The organism is Mycobacterium sp. TH-M11, from assembly GCF_057473725.1.
The window spans coordinates 11806-35521 of record NZ_JBYCLD010000004.1 but is presented as its reverse complement, the minus strand read 5'-3'; the positions used below and the strand labels follow the sequence as shown (position 1 = coordinate 35521).

Below are 23716 nucleotides of genomic sequence, written 5' to 3'. Positions count from 1 at the left end.
TATTGATCTTGTAAGTACCGTCCCGGCTCATGTTTGTTTTAGCGACGCTGATGAGTCTTATTCAGCAGATGTCGGGCACGCCTTACATCACCGGTGGCAATTCGCCCGCGGGAACGGACTGCTCGGGTCTGGCATCCCTGGTTTCGAATGTCGCAACTGACCGGCCGGCCTTCAGCGGCAGATTCAACACCGGCGACGAAGAGTCGGCGCTACTGGCGCGCGGATTCAAATACGGCACGGCACCCGGCGCTGTGGTGATCGGCTGGAACCGTGGTCACACGGCAGTGACGCTGCCCGACGGCACCCCCGTCTCCAGCGGCGAAGGCGGCGGCGTGCGCATCGGCGGCGGCGGTGCCTACCAGCCGCAGTTCACCCATCACATGTACCTGCCGGTGGACGGTGACGCGCCGCCTGATGCCCCGGCGCCGGTCTTGGTGGACGCGGTGGCCCCCGAGCCGCCACCTCCGCCGGCTCCGGAACCCGTCGGCCCTCCGGCTGGGGACGCGCCCAACGATGCGCCGGCACCGCCGGTCGCCGACTAGCCCGAAATCCGACTAGCGAGGGCGTTCAGACCGAAAACCGTGCGCGATAGCGGGTGAAACGGCCGGGTAGATCGTGCGCGTCGAGTCCGAACAGCTCGGGCGATGTCGCGATGGAGCCCAGCCGTCCGCGCTGGTGGCTGCCCAGGTAATCGGTCATCGCGGTGTGAGCAGCCTCGGTCAGCGGCTCGCCCGCCACGTCGTAGATCCGCGCGACGACGCGCAGTTCGTCGGCCATGAAGGCGTCGAACCGGACGTCGATCGACCGCTCGGGTGGTATCCGGTCCCGGTCCCGGACCAGCGCGGACAGCATCAGCTCCAACCGTTCGCACCACGATGCTGCGATCTCGTGCACGGGCACCGGCGATCGGTGCATCCGCGCCGTGTAGATGATCATCGCCAGCATCGAGAGCGCGACCGGGACCGGATCGCGGTGGGTGAACACCACCACGGCCTCCGGGAACACCGCATCCAGCACCGGCAGCTGTTCGAGATGCTGCGGCGATTTGAGCAGCCAGCGCCGGCCGCCCCTGAGGAACTGCAAGGCTTTCAGCTGGAGCTTGAGGTGCTCGTAAGAGGACGTCTGGTCATGCCCGAGGTAGTAGTCGCGCCAGCGCGGCACGTGCGCAAGTGTCTCGAACAGCATTGTGGAGACATCGTTGGCCAACAGCTGAATTTCTTCGTGGACGTGCTCGGTGGTCATATCGTGCATCAGCGGGAAGTGCGGCATCGCCGCGTTCATGAACTCGACGGCGGCGTCCATGCGGGTCTTGCGCGGATCTGGCTCGATCCCCACCTCGGCAGGCAGTGGAAACGGTTCGACGCTCTCCCAGTAGGGAAGGCTGCGGAACGTAGGGCCCGCTGCCAGAAGATTGTGCAGATGGGTGGTTCCGGTGCGGGGCAGACCAGCGATGACGACGGGCGGCCGGAGTTCGATGTCGCGAATTTCGGGATGGCGCGCGAGCAGGTCGTTGAGCAGTAACCGATTCTTGAGCAGTTGCAGCGTCTGCGCATGGAAGTTGACGATTCCGGGGCCGTGCAGACCGTCGATGTCTCGCAACGCTTCCAGGTACACGTCGAGGCGCTCGCGGTAGTCCGAGGATCCGAAGTCGGTCAGGCCGGTCTCGGCGGCGGCCTTGGCGTGCAGTACCTCGGCGTCCAGCGGGCACTGCGATGCCAGCGTCGCCATCACCGCGCGCACCTGATCGATCTCGGGACTGAAGCGCGGTACAGCGAGATCGTCAAGATGCACTGGGGTAGGCCCGCGCTCCGCCATGGCGAATTATGTTACTCTTGGTTTCGTAATGATGACGGAGCTTGGCCGCCCCCGCGACAAACGCATCGACAGTGCCGTGCTGCGTGCGACCGTCGAGTTGCTGGCCGAGACCGGCTACGCCGACCTCTCGGTTGACGCCATCGCCCGGGCGGCCGGCACCAGCAAACCCGCGATCTACCGGCGCTGGCCGAGCAAGGCGCACCTGGTGCACGAGGCGGTGTTTCCGATCAGCGAATCCACCACCCTCGCCGAAACCGGGTCGCTGGCGGGCGATGTGCGCGAGATGGTCAGCCGCACAGCGGCATTGCTGACGACGCCCGCGGCGCGGGCGGCGCTGCCGGGGTTGGTCGGTGAGATGGCCGCCGACCTGACGTTGCACGCGGCGCTGCTGGAGCGCTTCAGCGACATCGTGTCTCGGGATTTGACCCACCGACTCGCCGACGCCGTCACCCGCGGCGAAGCCCGATCCGACATCACCGCCGGCGAGCTCGTCGAAGTCGTTGCCGGGACCACATTCCTGGCGCTGCTCACCCGCGGCGAAGCGCTCGACGAGACCTGGGTGAACCGGACAGCGGCATTCATCGCAAGAGGGATCAGCGGATGACCGACACCGAGCACCAATCCACCGCCGCCTGGCGCGAACTGATCGACACCTTGGGTGGACTGGATCGCTCGTTCCTGGCGGGCGATCGCGCCGTTACCGACGACCAGCAGATCGCCGACGGCTACCGAATGCTGGCCACCACCTTGGGCGTCGCGTTCGACACCTGCTTGTTCGGTGAGCCGAGCCGACCCGAGTTCGTGGCAATCAACACACCGTTCCGACGTGACCGCCGCTGGGGCGGCGACAACACCGATGCCTACTACAACATCTGTCCAGTCGACCCCGCGCGCCGTTATCGCATCAGCGGCAATCGCGCCGACAGCGTGTACTTCTCGCTGACCGCTACAACGAACCATCACCCGGTGCCTGGTCGGATCGGATCGTGGCCAGTGTGCGCGACGACGATCTCGACATCGATGCCGACGGTAATTTTTTCTTCCAGTTCGGGCCGACACCGGATGCGGCAGTGCTGATGACTCGTGACTATCAGGCCGACCCGCGTACGGGTCGCCCGATCGACTGGCACATCGAGTCTCTCGATACGCCCGATCCCGTGCGACATGGCGATGTCGAGACGGCGGCAAAGCTTCGTGCAGCGGCGATCTGGATGCGGACGATGTTCGCGATCGTCCCCCTGGCGGTGGGTGCACGGGTCGAGCGGTCGCATGGTCTGGGCCACGAAGTCGCTTACGCTGCAAACGAATTTGCCGAACCTTATCAAGTGTCCGATGCCAACTTCGGGTGGTCGGCCCGTGACGCCTGCTACTCCTACGGCAGCTTTGTTCTCGACGACGACGAGGCACTGGTCATCACCCACCGCCCGCCACGGTGCAGATTTTGGAACCTGGTGGTCTGGAACCAGTTCATGGCCACCCACGGTGTCGCCGACGCACGTTGCTCGGTCAACGGCCACAGCGCGGTGCCCAACTCCGACGGCTCGGTGACTGTCGTGCTGTCTCGAGGTATGACCACCCATCCGAACTCGCTGACCACGCTCGACTACCCCCGCGGCAACCTCGCTTTCCGCTGGTTCCTCGCCGATGATGTGCCGGCCGCACCGGAGGTCAGGCTGGTCAACGCCGCTGACGCGCCGGCCGGCATCAGCTAGCCGGACCGAAACATCCTGCCGCCGTGACCAACTGGCGGCAAGCGCTGGCGAGCAGGACCACCACCGTCGCCGCATACCCGCAATCGCCCAGATCCGCACTCAGGCTATGCCCAGGTAATTCTCAGTTTGGAAGAACATCCGTGTGGGAATCTTGTGCGTCATGAATGCGTATCCAGTCACCTGTCTCGTCAGCGCAGCGGTGGCCGCGGTGTGGGGGCTCGGAGTCTCCACGGCGCCGGCCTCCGCCGCTCCCTCCTCCCGGCAGTGCCCGGATGCCCAAGTCATCTTCGCGCGCGGTACCGGCGAGGAGCCGGGCGTCGGGCCAACCGGCCAGGCCTTTGTCGACGCCCTTCGTGCCCGGTTACCCGGCAAGTCGTTGGACGTCTACCCGGTGAACTACCCGGCCAGCGATCAATGGTCGACCGGACTCGATGGCATCCGGGATGCCATTGCGCACGTCACATCCGAGGCCGCCACCTGCCCCAACACCAAGATCGTGCTCGGCGGCTACTCGCAGGGCGCAGCGGTAGCGGGCTTTGTGACGTCGCCGGCCATTCCAGACTCGGTGCCGCAAGACGTGGATCCGGCGTCGATCCCCAAGCCGCTGGATCCGGGCGTGGCCAATCACGTTGCGGCGTTGGTGCTGTTCGGCTCGCCGAACGTGCGGGCGATGAATTTTCTCGGCCAGCCGCCGCTGGTGATCGGGCCGCAGTATCAGCAGAAGACCATCGAGGTCTGCGCGGTCGAAGACCCGGTGTGCTCGGATGGGGTGAACTTCGCCGCCCACAACAGCTACGTCGACGACGGCAGCGTGATCGCCCAGGGGGCCGATTTCGCGGCCAGTCACATCCTGGGAACCGGTGGCCCAGCGCCGCAACACACCAGCTTCGGCAACTGAATCGATCCGCGCGTCTCGACCGTGCGGCAGGCGGCCGCAGCGGCAATGACGTCGGCGCTCAATCTTGGCGGTCCCGGCCCGCTGGGCTACCTCATGTTCGTTTCCACCGCGCCAACGACGTGCGGTAGCTGAATAGTTCGCCATTACTGGCGTGGTTCGCCGCGGAACTGGCTCGCGGGCGACGACGACGCCGAGCGCGATTCGTCGCGCCTGCGTTCGGCGTGGGCTAGCGTTCGGGTGCGGTCTGTCGCGCGCATGCAGGGATGGAGAACAAGCTATGGCGATCCGAGTCGCCCACGTCGCCACCGGAAACGTCGGTCGGCTGGCACTCACCGAACTGATCGCCAACCCGCAGTTCGAGCTGACCGGGCTGTGCGTATCGACACCGGACAAGATCGGCAGAGACGCCGGTGAACTCGCCGGCCTCGACGTATCCACCGGAATCGCGGCGGTCGACAGCCTGGACGCGCTGATCGCAGCCAAGCCGGAGTGCATCGTGTATTGCGCGATGGGCGACACGCGTCTGCCCGACGCGATGGCCGACGTCATGCGGATTCTCGCCGCCGGTATCAATGTCGTGGGTTCGTCACCTGGGTTGCTGCAATACCCCTGGGGTGTGCTGCCGGAGAAATACATCCAGCGGGTGGAAGACGCTGCCCAACAGGGTAATTCCAGTCTGTTCATCAGTGGTGTCGATCCGGGCTTTGCCAACGACCTGATTCCGCTGGCGCTGGCCGGCACCTGTCAACGCGTCGAGCAGGTGCGCTGCATGGAAATCCATGACTACGCGTCGTACGACGGCGCGGAAGTGATGCGCTACATGGGATTCGCTCGGCCGATGGACGAGATTCCGATGCTGCTGCAGCCGGGTGTCCTCAGCATCGCCTGGGGAACGGCGATCAGGCAGCTGGCGGCGGGCCTGGGCATCGAGGTTGACGAGATCGCCGAGTCCTACCAGCGTGAGCCGGCGCCGGAGGATTTCGACATCGCGGTCGGTCGCGTGGCCAAAGGCACCGTCGCCGTCCTGCAGTTCGAGATCTGCGGCATGGTCGACGGTCACCCGGCGATCGTCATCGAGCACATCACCCGGTTGCGCCCTGACCTGCGGCCCGACTTACCTCAGCCTGCTGCGGGTGGCGGGTCCTACCGCGTCGAGATCACCGGCGAGCCCTCGTATGCGGTGGACATTGTTCCGAGCAGTCGGTTCGGCGACCACAACCAAGCCGCCATCTCCGGTGCCGCCGGGCGCATCGTCAACGCCATCCCGGCGGTGATCGCGGCGTCGCCCGGCATCAGGACGACATTAGACCTGCCGCTCATCACCGGCAGTGGCTTGTTCGCCCGCGAAGACATCGTGACGAGATAGCCGATATCGCCCGGCAGCGCAGAAGCCGACGACCGATCGCCAGTTCGCGTGCCCCTGGGATACGGTTTGCGCTAAGCGACGCGAAAAGGAGTTTCGTGTGATGAGGATTCTGCCGCCGGTGATCGCCACGACGGCAATCGCGGCGACACTGGTGGGTGCGTCGGCTGTCGGCTGTAGCAGCGGTTCGAAGCCATCAACGACGTCTTCGGCATCGGCTACCTCTCCGCACCCCGCCATCAGCGACTACACCACCCTGCTGATCAAAGCCAGCGACATCAAGGCCCCCGACGCCTTTACCGCCGGCCCGGCCGTCAAAGATCCGAACGGTAAGCCGGGCGCGGCGGTCACGTTCACCGATGCAGACCACAGCCACTCCATCATCGACACCATCGAGATCCTGCCGGACACAGATGCTGCCGCCACCGCTCTCGATTCGGCCAAGGCCACGCATCGCGAGACCCTTCTCGCCAAATCGCTGCGCGTGGAGGTCGGGACAGGAGGTTCGACGGTCAGCGGGCTGTCGCCGGACCACTCCAAGGGCGTGACCGTACTGGTGTTCACCGAGGGCAAGGCACTGGTCACGATGGAGTTCGATGGGCCTTCCTTCGCGCTGGCGCCACCGGAGTTCGTCGCCGATGTCGGCCAAAAGCAAGACGAATTGATTAAAAAAGCTCTGGGCAGTTGACGTTGCGACTGCGACTAAAATGCATCCGGATTCTGCTGGACCTCGACTGGCACGGGGTGGCTGTACAGGCGTGAGGCGTTCTCCCAGCTGAACTTTCGGATCAGCGGCGCCGGCAGGTGGCCGATCTGTTCGTGCACGGTCTGCTGGGTGTGCGGCCATGTCGAGTCGCAGTGTGGGTAATCGGCTTCCAGCATGATGTTGTCGGCCCCGATCCGGTCGTGCTGCACGAACGAGGATTTGTCTTCCACGGCGCAGAACCAGAAGTTGCGGGTGAACACCTCGGCCGGAGTCAGGCTCTCCCCCAGTGCCGCCCACGTGCCGTACATCTCGTGATAGCTCAGCATGTGGTCGAGGCGATCCAACAGTCCGGCCACCCAACCGATTCCGCCTTCGGACAGGCATATTTTGAGGTCGGGGAACCTGCTCGGCAATCCGGAGTACAGCCAGTCGACCGCCGCTGAAATGGCGTAGGCGAAAAACAGCACGCCCTGCACATCCGGCGGCGCGTCGTCGGTAGTCGACGGTGACGATCCCGACGAACCGATGTGCAGGTTCACCACGGTCCCAGTTTCGGCGCACGCCGCCATCACCGGGTCCCAGTGGCCGGAGTGGATGCTCGGCAACCCCAGCATCGAGGGATTTTCGCTGAAGGTGACCGCATGGAAGCCGCGCTCGGCGTTCTCACGGATCAGTTGTGCGCCGAGGTCAGGATCCAATAGCCACGGCAACTGGCAGGGGATGATGCGGCCGGGGTGCGACCCCGCCCACACCTCGTGGTGCCAGTCGTTCCAGGCCCGCACCGAGGCCAGCGCCAGGTCACGGTCGTTGGTGACCTGCTGCAGGCGCTGGCCGGCGAAGCCCGGCAGGAACGACGGGAAGTTCAGCGATGCGTAGACGCCGTTCAGGTCCATGTCCTTGACGCGCTCGTCGATATCCCAAGCGCCCCTGCGCATCTCGTCGAATCGAACCGGTTCGAAACCGTACTCGGAAACCGGCCGCCCCACGACCGCGTTGAACCCGACGTTGGGCAATGCCCGGCCGTCGTAGACCCAGGTCTGCCCGCCTCCGTCGGTGTCCACCACTTTCGGCGCCCGATCGGCGAACCGTCGCGGCAGTCGGCCGGTAAAGGTGTCCGGCGGTTCGACGATGTGATCGTCCACCGAGATCATTGTGTAGCGGCGCTTCGCCCTGGGCGGATCGGGCAGAAACGTGACCGACCGGTCGTCGCCGGTCTTGGCGGTGGTGAAGCTCAGATTCGCGGCCAGTTCGTCGATCGATTTCATCGCAATCCACTCACTTCAGCACGGCCGGGTCAGCTTTGATCGTCAAGCGGGCCGCGCCCGACCAGTACACCTCGGCCGCACGCTCGATGAGCGATCGCTGCATTCCCGCCATGTCGGACCAGTTCATCCTCGTCGGATCCTTGCCGGTGAGCATCACGTCGTAGGCCAGCTTGCAGACTCGCTCGATGGATGCGGCTCGGTAGACCGCCTCGGCGAGGTTGCGGCCGGTGGCGATCACTCCGTGATTGGCCAAGATCGTGAGGTTCGCACCGCCCATGCGTGCCGCGAGATCAGCTGCGCGCGTAGGACTGTCGATTTCGCCGTCGTAGGCATCCACGAGACACAGGTCGTCGAGGAACAGTGCGCCGGTCTGATGGACCAATTCCGGAAGTCTGCCCAGCGCAGCGAGGACGCAGACGTAATACGGGTGATTGTGGATGACCACCCGTGCGTCGTCGCGGACCCGGTGCAACTCGGTGTGGATGTGAATCGCCGGCGTGACATCCCAACGGCCGTCGACAACCTTCGCGTCGGCGTCGACCACGCAGATGTCCGAGGCGGTGATCTCCTGCCACCACAGGCCCCACGGGTTGACGAACATGTCGGTTTGTCCCTCGGGTTGCCAGGTGATGTGGCCGGCCAGATTCTCGGCGAAACCGATGCCGGCCAGATGGCGGAAGGCGACTGCGAGCGCTTGCCGATCGGAAAGGTCAACGCCGATCGGTGGAACCACCGACGGCGCCCATACTTCGAAGCCGCCACGGCGACGCTCAGGCGTGCTCACGGTCGGGCCGCCATTCTGCCTTGAAGATCTTCGCGGAGAGAGCCTTTGGCGACCTTGCCGCCCGACGATCGAGGTAGTTCGTCGACGACGACGAGTCGCTCGGGTAGCAACTCCTTCGACACCCCTGCCGCCAAAAGGAAAGCGACCAGACTCGGTAGGTCGAGAGTCTTTGAATCGACGAGTTCGGCGTAGAGACAGACCTTTTCACCGAAGACCGGATCCGGCATCGCCACCGCCGCGGCGACCGCAATCGCAGGATGGCAGGTCGCGGCGTCTTCGACTTGGGCAGCGCTGATGTTCTTGCCGCCGCGCAGGATGAAATCCGAGGTGCGGCCGGTGACGCTCAAATAGCCGTCGGTGTCTATCGCGCAGATGTCGCCCATCCGCATCCAGCCGTTGCCGGTGAACAGCTTGTCGTGGTCGGTGCCGCCGAGGTAGCCGAGGCTGGTCGCCGGCCCCCGGCATGCCGGCTGGCCGCGCCCGGTGTCGGTGACGTCAAGGTCGCCGTCGAAAAGCCGAACCGACATCTCCGGAACGATCCGGCCCGCCGTCCGCAACCGATGCCGTTGTCCGTCATTCAGCGTGGTGGCGCTCAAGATGCCCGTCTCATTCGATCCGTAGAACTGTAAAACCTTTGCGCCAGTGAGCTTCTCAAATTCCTCTGCCGGACGGTACGGCAATGCCTCGCCGCCGGTGAAAACGACCCGCAGCGAACTCAAGTCGCAGTCGCGCGAGGCGCGGTCGGCCATCAGCATCGTCAACTGTGTGCTGACGCAGCACAACACGGTGGCACGGTGTTCAGCGATCGCCTCGCAGGTCGCCCGCGGACTGAATCGGTCCACGATCACCGCGGTCGACCCCAGATAGATCGGCGTGGTATGACTCGTCCAGATGCCGAACCCGAATGGCGTCGGAATGACCGGCAGGAAAACGTCGTCGGGTGTCAGCTGCCCGTTGGCGACCGCCTTCTGGTGGAAGTAATACCAGCGGTTCTGGGTGTGGACGACGCATTTAGGCAGCCCCGTCGTGCCGGAGGTCGAATTGATCAAGAAGACGTCGTCGGTGCCGAGTGGTCGTTTGGAACTCAATGCCGAAGGCGCGGCGTCGACGTTCAGTTGCGGAACACCGTCGTCTTGGATCAGTTCCAGGATCGGCAACCCGAATTCGGCCAGCTGCGCGCCCTGGCTGCGTGGACGATCGGCGATCAGCATTCTCGACCGCGAGCTATGCAGTATGGCTGCAACCTCGCGGCTGCCGGCACGCACGCCGATGCCGACGACGACGGCGCCGCATCGTTCGAGCGCGACGAACAGCACGTGGACGGCGGCGGAGTCGCCGTGCCAGACCGCGATCCGATCACCCGGCAGCACACCGACGCCGGTCAAGTGTTCGGCCAGCGCCGTTGCCGCAGAGTCGAATTCAGGCCAGGTCAACGATCCGCCGGCATGGTCGATGTAGGCGGCGCGGCCCAGGTGTTGCTGGGCGTTGGCCCGTACTGCGTCGGACAAAGTCACGTCCGACCACCAGCCTGCGGCGCGGTATCGGGCCGATTCCTCGTCGGTGAAGGCCGGCGAACCTACGGTGTCAAGGCCGCCGGTGCTCATCCCCCGATGATATGACCAAGGACTCTGGTCTGCGGTGAACTCGAGCGAGCGAGCGGGCGGCCGCCGGCTCACAACGTGCCGGTGCCCTGCGCTAGCAGCGACCACTCACTCGCAAACCTCCCCAGGGTTGCGTGGCCGGGATTTGCGCCGTTCGATCTGTTCAGTCCCCCTGGCTCTTGGCCAACCTGTCGCGCAGACTCTTCGGTCGAATATCAGTCCAGTGGCTTTCGATGTAATCAAGGCAGGCGGCGCGGTCCGCCTTGCCGTGAACTACCCGCCAGCCGGCGGGTACGTCGGCGAAGCTGGGCCACAGGCTGTGCTGTTCCTCGTCGTTGACCAAGACATAGAAGCTGCCGTTGTCATCGTCGAAGGGATTGGTAGTCATCTACCTCCCCTGACTGCTCACGCGGTGGCGCTGGAAGCGATCCGGCAAAACCGGAAAACGAGCCCCAGGCACCCGCCGCCGCGGCCCCATCAATGTCCGCGTCGACTGTACGCGGCCAACTTAGGTCCATATCTCGCCCCATTCTGCGCCGCGGGCGCGCGAGCCGGCATTCGCGGCGCGACGCAATACATATCGCGGTGGTACTGACGCCAGGATCGCTGACGACCAGCAAGGTTTGTTAAGTACTTCACCATGTGACTGGGAGCAGTCTCCGAGGCGCGTTGATGCTCGGTCTGTCAGCTCGGCTGACGAAGCGGCAGGTTTGCGGCGCGGTAGATCGCATCGATCACGGTCATGTTCTCGATTGCATCCTCGGGCGTGGTTTTCACTGGTTCACCTCGTAACACCGCGGCGGCGAATGCGTCGAGTTGATACGCGTAGGAGGGACGACGCGAAAAGCGCTCGACCCGTCTGCCTTCGGGTGTGCGAATGGCGAGGCGGTTAATGAGGTGCGGCGTCACCGGGTTGAACAGCGACAACTCGCCTCGCTCGCCGATCACTCGGGCGCTGATCTCGAGCAGGCGCACCGACCACATCGAGCAGCGAACCTGCCCGGTGTGCCCCTCGGCGAACTCCAGCTCGGCCGTCATCGCCCGGTCAATCTGCGGGTCATGCAGTTTGGCCCGGGCCGAGACCACGTCGGGTGTCGATCCGCCGAATGTGCGGACCATGTGCACGGCGTAGCAGCCCGCGTCCATCAGCGCGCCACCGGCAAGCGCGTAGTTGTAGCGGATGTCGGAGAACTTCGGAAGCGGGAAACACAGCGAGGCCTCCACCCGCTTGAGGGTGCCCAAGACACCTGAGGCGATGATCTGCTCGGTTCGAAGCGTCAGGGGGTGATAGCGGTAATGAAAAGCCTCCATCACCACGCGGTTCGACCTAGCCGCCAGGTCGGCGATCTCACGTGCCTCGGCGGCGTTGGCGGTGAACGGCTTTTCGCACAGGACATGCTTGCCGGCGTCGAGCGCGGCCCGAGTCCATGCGCCGTGCAAGCCGTTGGGAAGCGGATTGTAGATCGCGTCCAGGTCGGGGTCGGCGACCAGCGCCTGGTAGCTGTCATGCACTCGCGAGATGCCGTTTTTCTCGGCAAACGCCCGAGCTCGGTCGCCGTCGCGCGCGGCCACCGCGGCCACCACCACTTCGGGGTTGTCCTTCGCCGGGTTGATGAGCGCAGACGGGGCGATGTGAGCCGCGCCCAGCACGCCGATGCGCAGTGGTTCGCCGTGTTCAGCCACGGATCCGAAGCTAGCACTTGAGCAGCCAGGCAACCGCGAAACATAGCAATGCTCAGATTCTTTCGCGACGCCAGTGCGTTGAGTCGAACTCGCTCCGCTTTCTTTTTCTCAGCGAGTCCATCTGATTTGTTCATGCCGCACGCAGGGACGGCGCTTACCTTCGCCGTGTGTCCGCGCTCGATGAACTGAAGTCGGTTCCGCCCGCCGGCACACCAAGCCCGGCGATGCGAATGCGCGGCAATGGCATCTGCGACACTCATCGGTCTACCGAGGGAGAAACTCATGATCCCGGTTAAGTCGCCGCTCGGAGACGAACTACGCAGTTGCGCCGTCGAATTGCGGAAACTCGCGTACACGCTCCAGAACGGGATCGGCGAACACGATCTGCTTCTATTGTCGGAGCGGATCCGCGCCGCAGCCGACGAAGCAGTCTCCAGCGAGAACTAACTAACTACTGCGCCAGGTGGTTTGGCAGGGCGACCTGCGCAGCTTCTCGACGACTTGGCTACGCCAAGTCTTCCAGTCCGTTTTTCCGATGGTCGTCGAGCTCTGCGTCGGCCACGGTCAGCGGCAGCGCAAGCTCCTCGAGCGGACGTTGTTCGGCGTTGATACCGAGCCACAGCTCCACCAAACCGGCGGCCGCCATAACGGCCGCACCGATCAAGAAGGACCACATCACCTGACTGCGCTGGCCGGACTCGATCAGTTGACCGAACAGCAGCGGCCCGCTGATACCGCCGATCGCGGTGCCGACGGCATAGAAGAACGCGATCGCCAGTGCTCTGGTCTCCATCGGAAAGATCTCGCTGACGGTCAGATAGGCCGCACTCGCGCCGGCGGAGGCCAAAAAGAAGGTGGCGGCCAGCACCGCGATGAAGCCCCAGACTCCCCCGGTCTTGGTGACGAAGAAAACCGCGAGGACGACGGCCACCACCGCCGAACCGAGGTAGGACATGGTGATCATCGGCTTGCGGCCGATGGTGTCGAAGAGTCGTCCGAGCACCAGCGGCCCGAAGAAGTTGCTCAGCGCCCACAGCACGTAGAACTGCGGCACCTTCGCCGGGCTCACACCGTAGAACCCGCTGAGCAGCGTGCCGAGGTTGAACGTGACACCGTTGTAGAGAAACGCTTGGCCGATGAACAACGCCAGTCCGAGGACGGCTCGTCTCGGGTAGAGCAGGAACGCCACTTTGGCGATCTCGACGAACGAAATCGTCTCGCGCTGGCGAATTTTCAGTGGGCGGCCGGGTGGTTCCGGTAGCGGCCGACCGGTCTGCCGCTGGACGTCCGCTTCGATGTCACCGACGATGCGCTCCGCTTCCTGGTTGCGTCCGTGGATGAACAGCCAGCGGGGGCTTTCCGGCACGTTGCGCCGGACGAGCAGGACGAATATGCCGAAGATCGCGCCGATACCGAACGCGAGTCGCCAGCCGACGTCGGCCGGGAAGTTGGAGGTGTCCAGAAGCAGCAGCGCACCGCCCGCTCCGGCGGCCGACCCCAGCCAGTACGTCCCGTTGATCACGAGATCCACGCGGCCGCGCACTCGCGCGGGAATCAACTCGTCGATTGCCGAATTGATGGCCGCGTATTCGCCGCCGATGCCGGCGCCGGTGAAGAAGCGGGTCACAAAGAAGTACCACGGCGCGAACGCGAACGCCGTTGCCACAGTCGCGGCCAGGTACACCGCGAGGGTCAGGATGAACAGATTGCGCCGACCGAACCGATCGGTCAAGTGGCCAAAGAACAACGCGCCCAAGCAGGCTCCGGCAATGTAGAACGCGGCCGAAGTGCCGATGTCGGCGGGAGTGAGCGCGATACCGCTGCCGTGCTCGGTCAGGCGAGACGACACGTTGCCGACCATCGTCACCTCGAGGCCATCCAACACCCACACCCCGCCGAGGCCGATGACCACGCGCCAGTGAAACCGCGACCATGGCAGGCGGTCCAGACGTGCCGGCACACGGGTCTCGATGATTGTGGTGTGCACACCGTCGCTCATATTGCTCCGTTCTCGTCGGATCTCAGGGATGGTCACCAGACCGGTCTGGCCGGATCGGACGCGGCCTGCTGCTGGACGTCGAGTTCCCAACGCGCCGCGACGTTCTCGATACCGGGGCGGTAGATCCCCAAACGCCAAGGAGCGTCTGGCCGGCGTTGCGCACACGGTAACCGATGGCGTGCATACGCGTCAGTCTTGCAGCCGCGACGGATGCGCCGGATGCCGCTGACGGTGTTAGGTTTCGATTGGCGAGGCAAAGGAGTCGGGTGTGGGCACATGGGGAATGAGTACGTATTTCTGGAGTCTGCTGGCGTTGGCCGCCTTGGCGGTGGCCTTGCTGCTGCTGAGCATCGGAACCGCCTACGCGCGGCGGTTGGAGGGTGAACCGAAGCTGCCGTTCAGCGAGGAGATCGGCGCCGCACCGCGCGTCATCAAAAAATTGCGCAAACGCGAACCGATGACTGCCGCGGAGTTCGAATATGCGCAGCGCATCGTGGCGATCCGCGGCAATCCCATGGCGTTCTGCATCCCGTTCACCCTCTTCGCGCTTTCCACCTACTACGTCTTCGGGTGTCTCGAATACTTGCACGGAGCGACCCCCTCGGAGCGGACGTTCATCGGTGTGATTCCGATGCTCACCTCAACAAATCTGGCGATCCAACTCCTTCGCGCCAAGCGACTCAAGGGCCGTCTGAGAACCGTCGAAGTCGTCGCCTGAGGCATCCGGTCGTCCGTGCTGCCGCTGGTGCGGGCAGGTGATAACGTTCCCCAAGTTGTAGTCGCTGCCGTTCTGTACCGGTAACGTCACGACGGCCGCATATCAATTTTGGTGATATATCGGACCGACTGTGGGAGTCGGGCCGGCACAAGATTCGGGGAAGGCGTTGCGAAAGGGTGATCGAGTGAGCCCTCGTCCAAACGCGCGAAGGTTCTTGGCACGATTCTGGATGCCGCTGGTTACCGTCATCGCTGTCGGCGTTGGTCTGGTCGGCATGTACAAGGTGCACCAATTCTCCGAACCGGAGCCGGTAATCACGGTCAACGGTCCGCAAGCACCCGAGGAATTCAACGTCAAGCGGCTGACCTATGAGGTGTTCGGCTCCGTCGGCAAGGGCGGGACGCTGGTCTATGTCGACATAGACGGGCATCCCCACCAAGTCGACATCACGACGCTGCCCTGGTCTCACATCGAAAGCACCACGCTGACGGTGGCATCCGGCGCTATCTCGGTGCACGTCCATGGCGGTCAGGTGGGGTGTCGCATGCTGGTGGACGGCATCGTCCGTGACGAGCAAAAATCCGACCATCCGGATGCCGACGTCGAATGCAGGGTGAAGTCCGCATGAGCGAGCATCGCTTCGACGACCATCGGGTTAAGCGCCCGTTTCTTCCCCGGATGGTTCGCAGATTCGCGATACCGATCATCTTCTTCTGGGGCTTCTGCTCGGTCACGATGACGGCCTTCACGCCCAAGGTGGAGGACGTCGCCGAAGAACTCGCCGGCCCGATGGTTCCGCACTATGCGCCGTCGCAGCGCGCGCTTCTGCACATCGGCGAGAAGTTCCACGAGTCCAATTCGACCAACCTGACGATGGTCGTGTTCGAAACGCCGAACCGGAAACTGGGCGAACAGGATCACCACTACTACGACGATCTGATGCAGCGCCTCCAGCACGACACCAAGCACGTGCAGTACGTGATGGACCTGTGGGGCAAACCATTCACCGCGGCTGGGGCGCAGAGCGTCGACGGCAAGTCCAGCTACGTGCTGCTGCGCCTTGCCGGTGACATCGGCCAGATCGAGGCTAATGCCTCGGTGGACGCCGTCCGGGAAATCATCAAAAAGGATCCGCCGCCGGCTGGACTCAAGGTCTTCGTCAGCGGTGCCGCGCCCTTGGCGTCAGACACGCTGAGCATCGCCAACGCCAGCCTGAACAACGTCACGATCGTGACCATCATCCTCATCCTGGTCATGTTGCTGATCGTGTATCGTTCGCCGCCCACGCTGTTGCCGGTGTTGCTCGGCGTCCTCATCGAAATGCTTTTCGCCAAAGGGCTGATCTCTACGCTCGGGCATCTGGGATGGATCGAGCTGTCCTCGTTCGCGGTGAACATCGTCATCGCACTGACCCTGGGAGCGGGAACCGACTACGGCATCTTCCTGATGGGCCGCTATCACGAGGCCCGTTTAGCGGGTGAAAGCCGTGAAGATGCGTTCTACACCGCGTACAAGGGCGTCTTGCCCATCGTCGTCGGCTCCGGCCTCACCATCGCCGGCGCATGCTACTGCCTGACGTTCGCGCGGCTGAACTACTTCCACACCATGGGCCCGGCCGTGGCGATCACGATGTTGTTCACGATCGCCGCGGCGATGACGCTCGGCCCGGCCGTGTTGACCGTCGGCAGCCTCTTCGGCATGTTCGACCCGAGGCGGCAGGTCAAGGCGCACCTGTACCGACGGATCGGGGCGAGTGTGGTTCGCTGGCCGGTGCCGATCCTGGTGGCCAGTTCGGCCATCGTGATGCTGGGTGCGATCTTCGTACCGAGCTACCGACAGAACTACGACGACCGGCAGTACCAGCCGCAAGACGCGCCGGCCAACCTGGGTTTCCAGGCCGCCGACCGGCACTTCCCCAAGAGCAAACTGTTCTCCGAGATGCTCATGGTGGAGACCGACCACGACATGCGCAATTCGGCCGACTTCATCTCACTCGACCGGGTCGCGAAGGCATTGATTCGCCTGCACGGGGTGGCGATGGTGCAGGGCATGACCCGGCCCCTCGGCCGACCTCTCGAGCACGCGTCGATCCCCTACTTGTTCACAACCCAGGGCAGCGGCAACGGTCAGCAGTTGCCGTTCAACAAGGAACAGAACATCAACACCGACGAGCAGGCGCAGATTCAGGCCGACTCGGTTGCGGTGCTGCGCAAAGAGATCGGCTTTTTCCAGAGAGTCTCCGACGAGCTTCACCAGACAGTCTTGACCGTCGAGGATCTGGAAAGGGTCAGCAACGACATCAACGACAACGTCTCCAATCTCGACGACTTCTTCCGGCCGATCAAGAGCTATTTCTTCTGGGAGAAGCATTGTTTCGACATACCGATCTGTTGGACGTTTCGATCGGTGTTCGCAACGGTCGATCAGATCGACCACCTCGCCGAAGACATCAAGTACGCCCGGATCTCGCTGGCCGTGGTGGACGAGACGTTCCCCAAGATCATTGCGCAACTGAAAGCCACCGCCGACGACACCGAACAGTTGAAGGCGAAGCTGGTCAACAGCTTCGGATCGGCGGACTTGCAGTCGCTGCAGACCGAGCAGACATTCGACGATTCGATCAACGTCGGCAACGATTTCGACAAATCGCGCAGCGACGACTACTTCTACATCCCACACGAGGCCTTCGACAACGAAGATCTCAAGGCCGGCATGAAGCTGATGATGTCGCCCGACGGCAAGGCCGCCCGCTTCATCGTGACCCACGAGGGCAACGCGATGGGACCCGAAGGTGTGGAACACGTCGAGCAATTCCCCGACGCGATCAAGACAGCTCTGAAAGAGACTTCTTTGGCCGGCGCGCGGATCTACATCGGCGGCTCCGGGTCCAATGACAAGGACATCAAGGAATACGCGATGTCCGATTTGCTGATCGCCGCCATCGCCGCCTTCGTGTTGATCTTCTTGATCATGATGTTCATCACCCGAAGTCTGGTGGCGGCCTTGGTTATTCCCGGGACGGTCGCATTCTCCTATGCGGGGGCGTTCGGACTGTCGATCCTGCTGTGGCAGCACTTGATTGGCCTACATCTGCATTGGCTGGTCCTGCCGCTGACATTCATCATCCTGGTGGCGGTAGGTTCGGACTACAACCTGCTGCTGATCAACCGGGTCAAGGAAGAGTTGCACGGCGGATTGAACACCGGGCTGATCCGGGCGTTGGGCAGTACCGGCGGTGTCGTGACGTCTGCGGGTCTGGTGTTCGCTTTCACGATGTTGGCCATGTTGATCAGCGATCTGCGAACCATCGGCCAAGTGGGTTCGACGGTGTGTATCGGTCTGCTACTGGACACATTGATCGTGCGCTCGTTCGTCGTTCCGTCCATCCTCGCCATTTTGGGGCCGTGGTTCTGGTGGCCCACCCTCGTGCGTCGGCGGCCGTCGGATCCGCAGCCCGTCAGAACCTAGTCGTCACCTGGTTGTAAGAATTGCTGGGCAGAATCGAAAGTATGCCGACGCCATCACGCCAGGTGCTCCAAATGCGGGCTGTCGATCTCACCAACCGGATGCCCGGATATCAACTCCGCGAACACGGCGAGGGCGACGACTCGTGGAAGCGGGTCAAGGCTCGCGTGGTCTCGGAGCTGGCCCCCCAGGACGGCAGCTTCCTGCCGGAACTGTGCACGGTGAAGTTCACTGACGGGACCGAACGTTACTTCAACCCCGACGATCAGGTGGAAATCAGGCCGTGATGGTTCAGTCGGGAACTTTGACCGTGTAGAGACGGTGAATACCTTGCAGGCCTTTGAGTTCCGTCTCTCGTGGCGGGCATAAATCGAAACCGGCGCTACCGGCGACGGCCTCGCGGACCGCATCGCTCACCAAAATTTCGCCACCTTCGGCTTGGCCGGCGATCCGGGCGGCCATTGCGACATTGCGCCCGAACAAGTCGTCCCCACGCCGTACCGAAGGCCCGATATGGATGCCGATGCGGACGCGGATCCCGCCCCACTGCTCGGCTTTGTCGAGCAGCGCACGCTGTATCTCGACGCCGCACAGCACTGCCTGTTCGGCGTCGGCGAACGCGATCATGAACCCGTCGCCCTGGGTCTTGATCACGTGTCCGCCGTGCTCGGCGACGAGTTTTTCGATGAGCCGGTTGTGGCGCTCCAGGACTTTCACCCAGTCCCGATCCCCGAGCTCTTCGTTATGCGCCGTGGAGTCCTCGATGTCGGAGAAGACGATCACCACATCGCCGTCCGCGGTCAGTCTCGCCAGATCGGGACGTTCGACCTGCGCCCAGCCGGCCAGGTCTTCGATCGAGTTACGGAATGTGGCGCCGATGCCCTTGGTCATCAGCGAGTCGGCGGTCCGCCACGCTGTCCTGATCGCGAAGGGCGCCAGTCCCAGTCGCCGTCGCCGGCGTCCGGTGCGGGCTTGGCGGCTGCGCTCCAACTCGGTTCGCGCTTGGGTGAGCTGACGCCGAGACACAGTCAGCAGCACCCCGAGCGCGACCAGCCCACCGAGCTCGACGATGGCCAGGCCGATCGTCACGACAACCGCGTTCACGCGTTGAGTATGACGACTGGCGGGCTCGGCACCGTCCTCAGGGCAAACGCCGATCGCTGCTAGTCGTCGACGCCGTCGGGGTCCGGCGCGGATTCGACCCTGGCGATCTCGCTCAGGCGGGTGATCGACAGGACACGCACCAGCGACGGGTTCACGATGAGATGCAGCCGGTCGATTTCGTCGGCATGCTTGAAAAGCGCGTTGACCCCGGCACTGTCGAGATATTGGACCGCGCTCATGTCGACGGTGATCGGCCCGCGTTTGCCCTCGCTCGCGGTGGTCAACGCTTGGGTGAAGATGTGGATATTGCTGATGTCGATCTCGCCCGCCGCAGTCACCCGGGGCGTTCCGTCGGCGCCACGGTCGGTGTTGAGCGAAAGCGGGGTCATGATCAGGTAATTCTCGCATACATGTGCACGGTCGTACCCGCGTCGTTGGAGTGGATGCTCAAATCCTGCACCAAATGTCGCATGAGAGAGATGCCAAGACCGCGGTATTCGCTGGGCACCTGCCGCGGAATCTTCCACACGCCGCTATCGGTCACGCTGACGTGCAGGCCGTCGACAACGGCCGTCGCTCGTAGCGAGATGGCGCCGTCGGGCCGATCGCGGTGGCCGTGTTCGATGGCGTTTGCGACGGCTTCACCGGTGGCGACGAGCATGTCTTGGACCTGGTCGGGCTCGACACCGGCCTCGATCAGCCAGCGTCGCAAAGCATCACGGCTCGGCGCCAGGTGTTTGACATCCGCGGTGAAGTCGATCTCCAACGGGGCCGGCTGTCGATAGAGCAGTATGGCGACATCGTCGGAATAGCCGCCGGCGGGCTCGAGGCCCGACATCAATTCGTCGGCGAGCCCGTCGAGTTCGCTTGAGCCCCCGCCGTCTACCAGCTGAGCCGCACGGGCCATTCCGTTCTCGATGGGGTCACCGCGGCGCTCGACCAAACCGTCGGTGTAGAGCAGCAGGGTCGAACGCGGCGGCATCGTGATGTGCGCCTCGGGCCGATCTCGGTCCGTCCGGATGGTCAGGGGGAAGCCCTGGCCGCCTTCCAGCATCTGGGACGTGCCATCGGAGTGCACGATGATCGCCGGTGGATGGCCGGCGCTGGAGTAGACGAGTTCGCCGGTCGAGGGGGTGAGAACAGCGCAGAATGCGGTCGTGCAGTCGGCGCCGGCCAACCGGGCGGCGAACCGGTCGAGGCCGGCGAGCACCGCACTCGGACTGGACTTCTCGAGCAGAAGGGCCCGGCAGGCGCTGCGCAGCTGACCCATCACGGTCGCGGCGGCCAGCCCGTGGCCGACGCAGTCCCCGACGATCAGCGCAACACGGTCGGCGTCGAGGGTGACGACGTCGTACCAGTCGCCGCCGACCTGCAGTGGCTGGCTCGCCGGGTGGTACCGCACCGCGAACCCCCCCGGCAGCCGCGCCGGGCCGAGCATCGCATGCTGCAGTGCCACCGCGGTTTCGCGTTGCTCGTCGACCTCGTAAACGCGTTGCAAGCCTTGACCGAGTCGTCCCGCCAGCACGGTGAGCAGGGTATGGTCCTCGGCGGTGAACGGCCGGTGTTCGGCCAACTCGACCCAAAAGACCGACACTCCGCGCACGTGGCGCAGCGTGATGCCGGCCGCGCCCGGTTCCTCGGCGACGGTGGTCAGCAGCTCCGCGTCGCGCAACGTCTCGATCACCTGCCGCTCCCGCGGCAGCAGTTCGGTCCACCCCACCGGCTCTCCCGCGCACACCAAATCCGGTGCGGCGGACTCGTCGTTGCTCGCGAAGGTCGCCACCAGGACGCGGCGTGCCTTCCACACCCGACGCAGCTCCTGCGCTGCCCCATTCAGGGCGGTCTCAACCGTATCCGCTTGGGCCAGTTGTTGATTGAGTGCGGAAAGTGCGGTTTGGCGCTGTATCAGGTAGCGCTCGGCGGTGACGTCTCGCATGGTGCCGACCATGACTTGGCGTCCGGTGTCGGGATCTTCGGCATGGTTGAACGTGGCCGCGACCCAAACTCTGTGCCCGTCAGAATGATTGACCGGTACTGTGAAGCCCCCTTGGCTGGTGCCCAGCATCCGTTCGAATGCCGCCTCGACCAAACCATGAGCCTCGGGGTCGGTCTCGGCATCGGGCCACCAGGGATGACTGGCCGGATACGGAAGGTGTTCAGGCCCGTAACCGAGAATCTCGGTGAACGCGTTGTTGATTTCCACCACGGCGCCGTGCTCATCGCAGACAAAGTATGCTTCTTGTAGCGAATCGACCAATGCTGTGCGCCAACGTGATTGGTGGTTGCGCAGCCGTGCCAACTCGATATTGGCGCGTACTCGTGCCAGCAGCTCGGCGGCGGCGAACGGTTTGACGAGGTAATCGTCGGCACCGGCCTGCAAACCCTCGATCGATGCTTCCTGCCCGGCGCGCGCGGACAGCAACAGCACCGGGATCGCAGCGGTTCGCGGCTCGGTACGCAGCGCGGCAAGAAGTTGCAGGCCGTCCATGCCGGGCATCATGACGTCGCTGATCACCAAGTCGGGAACCTCGGCCCGGATGGCCGCCAGCGCCTGCCCGCCGTCGACCGCCTCAAACGCGCGGTAGCCGGAGTTTGTGAGCAAATTGGTCAGGTATTCCCGCATGTCGGCGTTGTCATCGGCGATGAGCACCCGTGCCGGCTCGCCGTGCCCCTCGGCCGGTGTGACGCCCGTGGTGGTGGCATGGGAGTGGGCGGTCATTTCCGCACCAGCGGGCATCCAGCGCAGCGACTCCTGCACATAGGGGTCGGCGGTGACGCTCGGCGTCGCGTGTGGTGTCCTCGGCGATCCGAGCTCGTCGCCGAGCAGGTGCGCACCATCGAACGGCAGACTCACCGTGAAAGTCGTGCCCTCGCCCTCCTTGCTGTCGGCAGCGATGCTGCCGCCGTGCATGTTGACCAATTCTTTGACCAGCGCCAGCCCGATTCCACTGCCTTCGGTCGAGCGGGCCTGCGCGGTCTCGATGCGATGGAAACGCTCGAAGAGACGCGGCATCTCGGCTGCGGGGATTCCGATTCCGGTATCGGTGACGCTGACAACCGCATTCGTGTCGTCGCGCGCTACTCGGACGGTGATTGAACCTTCGAAGGTGAATTTCAACGCATTGGAGAGCAGGTTGAGGACGACCTTCTCCCACATCTCGCGGTCGAGATACACCGATCGGTCGAGCGGCGGGCAATCGACGATGAACGCCAGACCCGCCCGATCGATCGCCGAACGAAAGATGCTGGCGAGTTCGGCGGTCAGGGCCGACAGGTCCGCCGGCTCGAAGTGCGCCTGCATGCGCCCCGCCTGAATGCGAGAGAAGTCGAGCAAGGTGTTGACCAGCTTGGCAAGACGCAGCCCGTTGCGTTGGATGAGTTCGAGTTCCTGGCGGGCCCGCTGGTCGAGTCCTATTGGCTGGCCGAGCAATTCGTTAACCGGGCCGAGAATCAGAGTGAGCGGGGTCCGGAATTCGTGGCTGACGCTGGAAAAGAAGGTGGTTTTGGCCCGATCGAGTTCGGCCAACGCCTCGGCTCGCTGCTGCTGGGCATGGTAGCTGCGCGCCCGTCCCACCCCGGCGGCGATGTAACCCGCGGTCAGTTCGACGAAGCCGCGATAGTCGTCGTCGAACAATCGATGGCGATTCAGCCCCGCCACTAGAAAGCCGTATGGTGGGCGACCCGGCTGCAACAGCGGCACGACCAGCGCGCTGTCCGGGGGTTCGCGCCAGGCACCGCTCGGCAGCCCCAACGACGGGTCGAGGGCCACCAGCTCCGATTCGCCGTGGGCGACTTTCTCCACCGGCCACGGCGCAGAGTTGCAGCCGACCGGCAGGATCGGCGGCGCCGCGGCGTGTCCGATGGTGATGCCACTGACCCCGGCGAGATGGGCGTCGCCGTCGTCGCCAAAAAGGTAGGTGAGGGTGAACGGTAAATCGAACGGATTATGCGACACCTGCTCGGCCGCGAAGTCCAGCATCTCGCGCTCGGTTCGGACCACGCTGGAGTCCGAACCGAGATCGCGCAGGGTTGCCATCCGGCGCTCACCGATTATCCGCTCGGTTTCCTCGCTGACCACACAGAGCATGCCGACTATGCTCGCGTCGTTGTCGCGCAACGGGCTGTAGGAGAACGTGTGGTAGGTCTCCTCGAGATACCCCGACCGCTTCAGCAGTAGCATCAGCGCCTCATCCCATGTCGACTCGCCGGCAGACATGACGCGTTCGACGCGCGAAGCGATGTCATCCCAGATTTCGGCCCACACTTCGCTGGCCGGGCGTCCGAGCGCCCACGGGTACTTGCTGCCAAGGGTGTCGCGCCGGTAGGCCGCGTTGCAAAAGAAAGTCAGCTCCGGGCCCCAGGCCATCCACATCGCGAAGCGTGACGACAACAAGATGTTGACTGCGGTACGCAGACTTTGCGGCCAGCTCGCTACCGGGCCGAGCGGAGTCGCGGACCAATCGACAGCCGCGAGATCGCGTCCGATCTCTTCGTCTGCGCGGAAGACCACTCTCACTCCCTCGAGCTGTTAGCGCCGCTCTGCCGACGACTACCTATTGAACTCACGCTGTCGGGCTCAGCCCGAGCGCTGGTGCCTCGCGAC

Annotated in this window: 20 protein-coding genes and 1 pseudogene; 11 read left to right on the top strand and 10 right to left on the bottom strand. The window is 64.1% G+C overall.

Annotation, left to right across the window (positions count from 1 at the left end; genetic code table 11):
- The first annotated feature begins 29 nt into the window (after positions 1–29).
- A complete protein-coding gene (locus AC2VOG_RS00215; protein WP_486937895.1) occupies positions 30–542 on the top strand; it encodes a peptidoglycan endopeptidase in 513 nt (170 codons plus the stop codon).
- 25 nt (positions 543–567) lie between these two features.
- On the opposite strand, the gene AC2VOG_RS00210 is transcribed toward AC2VOG_RS00215, so the two are convergent.
- On the bottom strand, positions 568–1815 hold the full coding sequence (locus tag AC2VOG_RS00210; protein WP_486937894.1) for a sulfotransferase family protein: 1248 nt from the start codon (positions 1813–1815) through the stop codon (positions 568–570).
- Positions 1816–1843: 28 nt separating this feature from the next.
- Between AC2VOG_RS00210 and AC2VOG_RS00205 the strand changes: the two genes are divergently transcribed.
- The 5 genes and pseudogenes from AC2VOG_RS00205 (at position 1844) to AC2VOG_RS00185 (ending at position 6476) form a co-directional block, all read left to right on the top strand.
- Positions 1844–2419: a TetR/AcrR family transcriptional regulator gene (locus AC2VOG_RS00205; protein WP_486937893.1), complete on the top strand. Its 576-nt coding sequence runs from the start codon at positions 1844–1846 to the stop codon at positions 2417–2419.
- Positions 2416–3527: pseudogene (locus tag AC2VOG_RS00200) on the top strand (DUF1214 domain-containing protein). The gene AC2VOG_RS00205 and the pseudogene AC2VOG_RS00200 overlap by 4 nt, the downstream one beginning before the upstream one ends.
- 160 nt (positions 3528–3687) lie before the next feature.
- Positions 3688–4425, top strand: coding sequence for a cutinase family protein (locus tag AC2VOG_RS00195; RefSeq protein ID WP_486937892.1), 738 nt, complete (start codon positions 3688–3690; stop codon positions 4423–4425).
- 277 nt (positions 4426–4702) lie between these two features.
- The gene (locus tag AC2VOG_RS00190; RefSeq protein WP_486937891.1) at positions 4703–5791 is read left to right on the top strand and encodes an NAD(P)H-dependent amine dehydrogenase family protein; all 1089 of its coding nucleotides are present in this window, start codon (positions 4703–4705) and stop codon (positions 5789–5791) included.
- A gap of 106 nt (positions 5792–5897) precedes the next feature.
- Positions 5898–6476 (top strand): hypothetical protein, encoded by a 579-nt coding sequence (locus tag AC2VOG_RS00185; RefSeq protein ID WP_486937900.1) that lies wholly within the window; start codon positions 5898–5900, stop codon positions 6474–6476.
- Positions 6477–6490: 14 nt separating this feature from the next.
- Here the strand turns inward: AC2VOG_RS00185 and AC2VOG_RS00180 are convergent, their stop codons facing one another.
- The 5 genes from AC2VOG_RS00180 to AC2VOG_RS00160 all read right to left on the bottom strand — a co-directional run bounded on the left by AC2VOG_RS00180 (position 6491) and on the right by AC2VOG_RS00160 (position 11827).
- On the bottom strand, positions 6491–7759 hold the full coding sequence (locus AC2VOG_RS00180; RefSeq protein WP_486937890.1) for an amidohydrolase family protein: 1269 nt from the start codon (positions 7757–7759) through the stop codon (positions 6491–6493).
- Between the two features lie 10 nt (positions 7760–7769).
- Complete coding sequence (locus AC2VOG_RS00175; RefSeq protein WP_486937899.1) at positions 7770–8492, bottom strand: class II aldolase/adducin family protein; 723 nt, start codon at positions 8490–8492, stop codon at positions 7770–7772.
- Between the two features lie 47 nt (positions 8493–8539).
- Entirely contained in the window at positions 8540–10147 is a 1608-nt protein-coding gene (locus AC2VOG_RS00170) for a class I adenylate-forming enzyme family protein (protein WP_486937889.1), read from the bottom strand.
- A gap of 160 nt (positions 10148–10307) precedes the next feature.
- Complete coding sequence (locus tag AC2VOG_RS00165; RefSeq protein ID WP_486937888.1) at positions 10308–10532, bottom strand: MbtH family protein; 225 nt, start codon at positions 10530–10532, stop codon at positions 10308–10310.
- A gap of 296 nt (positions 10533–10828) precedes the next feature.
- Positions 10829–11827 (bottom strand): Gfo/Idh/MocA family protein, encoded by a 999-nt coding sequence (locus AC2VOG_RS00160; protein WP_486937887.1) that lies wholly within the window; start codon positions 11825–11827, stop codon positions 10829–10831.
- Positions 11828–12109: 282 nt separating this feature from the next.
- Between AC2VOG_RS00160 and AC2VOG_RS00155 the strand changes: the two genes are divergently transcribed.
- On the top strand, positions 12110–12274 hold the full coding sequence (locus AC2VOG_RS00155) for a hypothetical protein (protein WP_486937886.1): 165 nt from the start codon (positions 12110–12112) through the stop codon (positions 12272–12274).
- A gap of 58 nt (positions 12275–12332) precedes the next feature.
- Here AC2VOG_RS00155 and AC2VOG_RS00150 read toward each other — a convergent pair whose 3' ends face one another.
- Entirely contained in the window at positions 12333–13826 is a 1494-nt protein-coding gene (locus AC2VOG_RS00150; RefSeq protein WP_486937885.1) for an MFS transporter, read from the bottom strand.
- A gap of 283 nt (positions 13827–14109) precedes the next feature.
- Between AC2VOG_RS00150 and AC2VOG_RS00145 the strand changes: the two genes are divergently transcribed.
- From AC2VOG_RS00145 to AC2VOG_RS00130, 4 genes are all read left to right on the top strand, one after another.
- Positions 14110–14544, top strand: coding sequence for a hypothetical protein (locus AC2VOG_RS00145; protein ID WP_486937898.1), 435 nt, complete (start codon positions 14110–14112; stop codon positions 14542–14544).
- A gap of 229 nt (positions 14545–14773) precedes the next feature.
- On the top strand, positions 14774–15172 hold the full coding sequence (locus AC2VOG_RS00140; RefSeq protein ID WP_486937897.1) for an MmpS family transport accessory protein: 399 nt from the start codon (positions 14774–14776) through the stop codon (positions 15170–15172).
- Positions 15169–18012, top strand: coding sequence for an MMPL/RND family transporter (locus AC2VOG_RS00135; RefSeq protein WP_486937884.1), 2844 nt, complete (start codon positions 15169–15171; stop codon positions 18010–18012). Before AC2VOG_RS00140 ends, AC2VOG_RS00135 begins: the two co-directional genes overlap by 4 nt.
- Positions 18013–18083: 71 nt before the next feature.
- Positions 18084–18296, top strand: coding sequence for a hypothetical protein (locus tag AC2VOG_RS00130; protein WP_486937883.1), 213 nt, complete (start codon positions 18084–18086; stop codon positions 18294–18296).
- A gap of 4 nt (positions 18297–18300) precedes the next feature.
- Here the strand turns inward: AC2VOG_RS00130 and AC2VOG_RS00125 are convergent, their stop codons facing one another.
- The 3 genes from AC2VOG_RS00125 to AC2VOG_RS00115 are packed head-to-tail and all read right to left on the bottom strand — an operon-like array spanning position 18301 to position 23623.
- Positions 18301–19113 (bottom strand): adenylate/guanylate cyclase domain-containing protein, encoded by an 813-nt coding sequence (locus tag AC2VOG_RS00125; protein WP_486937882.1) that lies wholly within the window; start codon positions 19111–19113, stop codon positions 18301–18303.
- 59 nt (positions 19114–19172) lie between these two features.
- Entirely contained in the window at positions 19173–19502 is a 330-nt protein-coding gene (locus AC2VOG_RS00120; protein ID WP_486937881.1) for an STAS domain-containing protein, read from the bottom strand.
- A gap of 2 nt (positions 19503–19504) precedes the next feature.
- Positions 19505–23623 carry a SpoIIE family protein phosphatase gene (locus AC2VOG_RS00115; RefSeq protein ID WP_486937880.1) on the bottom strand — a complete coding sequence of 1373 codons (4119 nt, stop codon included), beginning with the start codon at positions 23621–23623 and terminating at the stop codon, positions 19505–19507.
- Between the last annotated feature and the right edge of the window lie 93 nt (positions 23624–23716).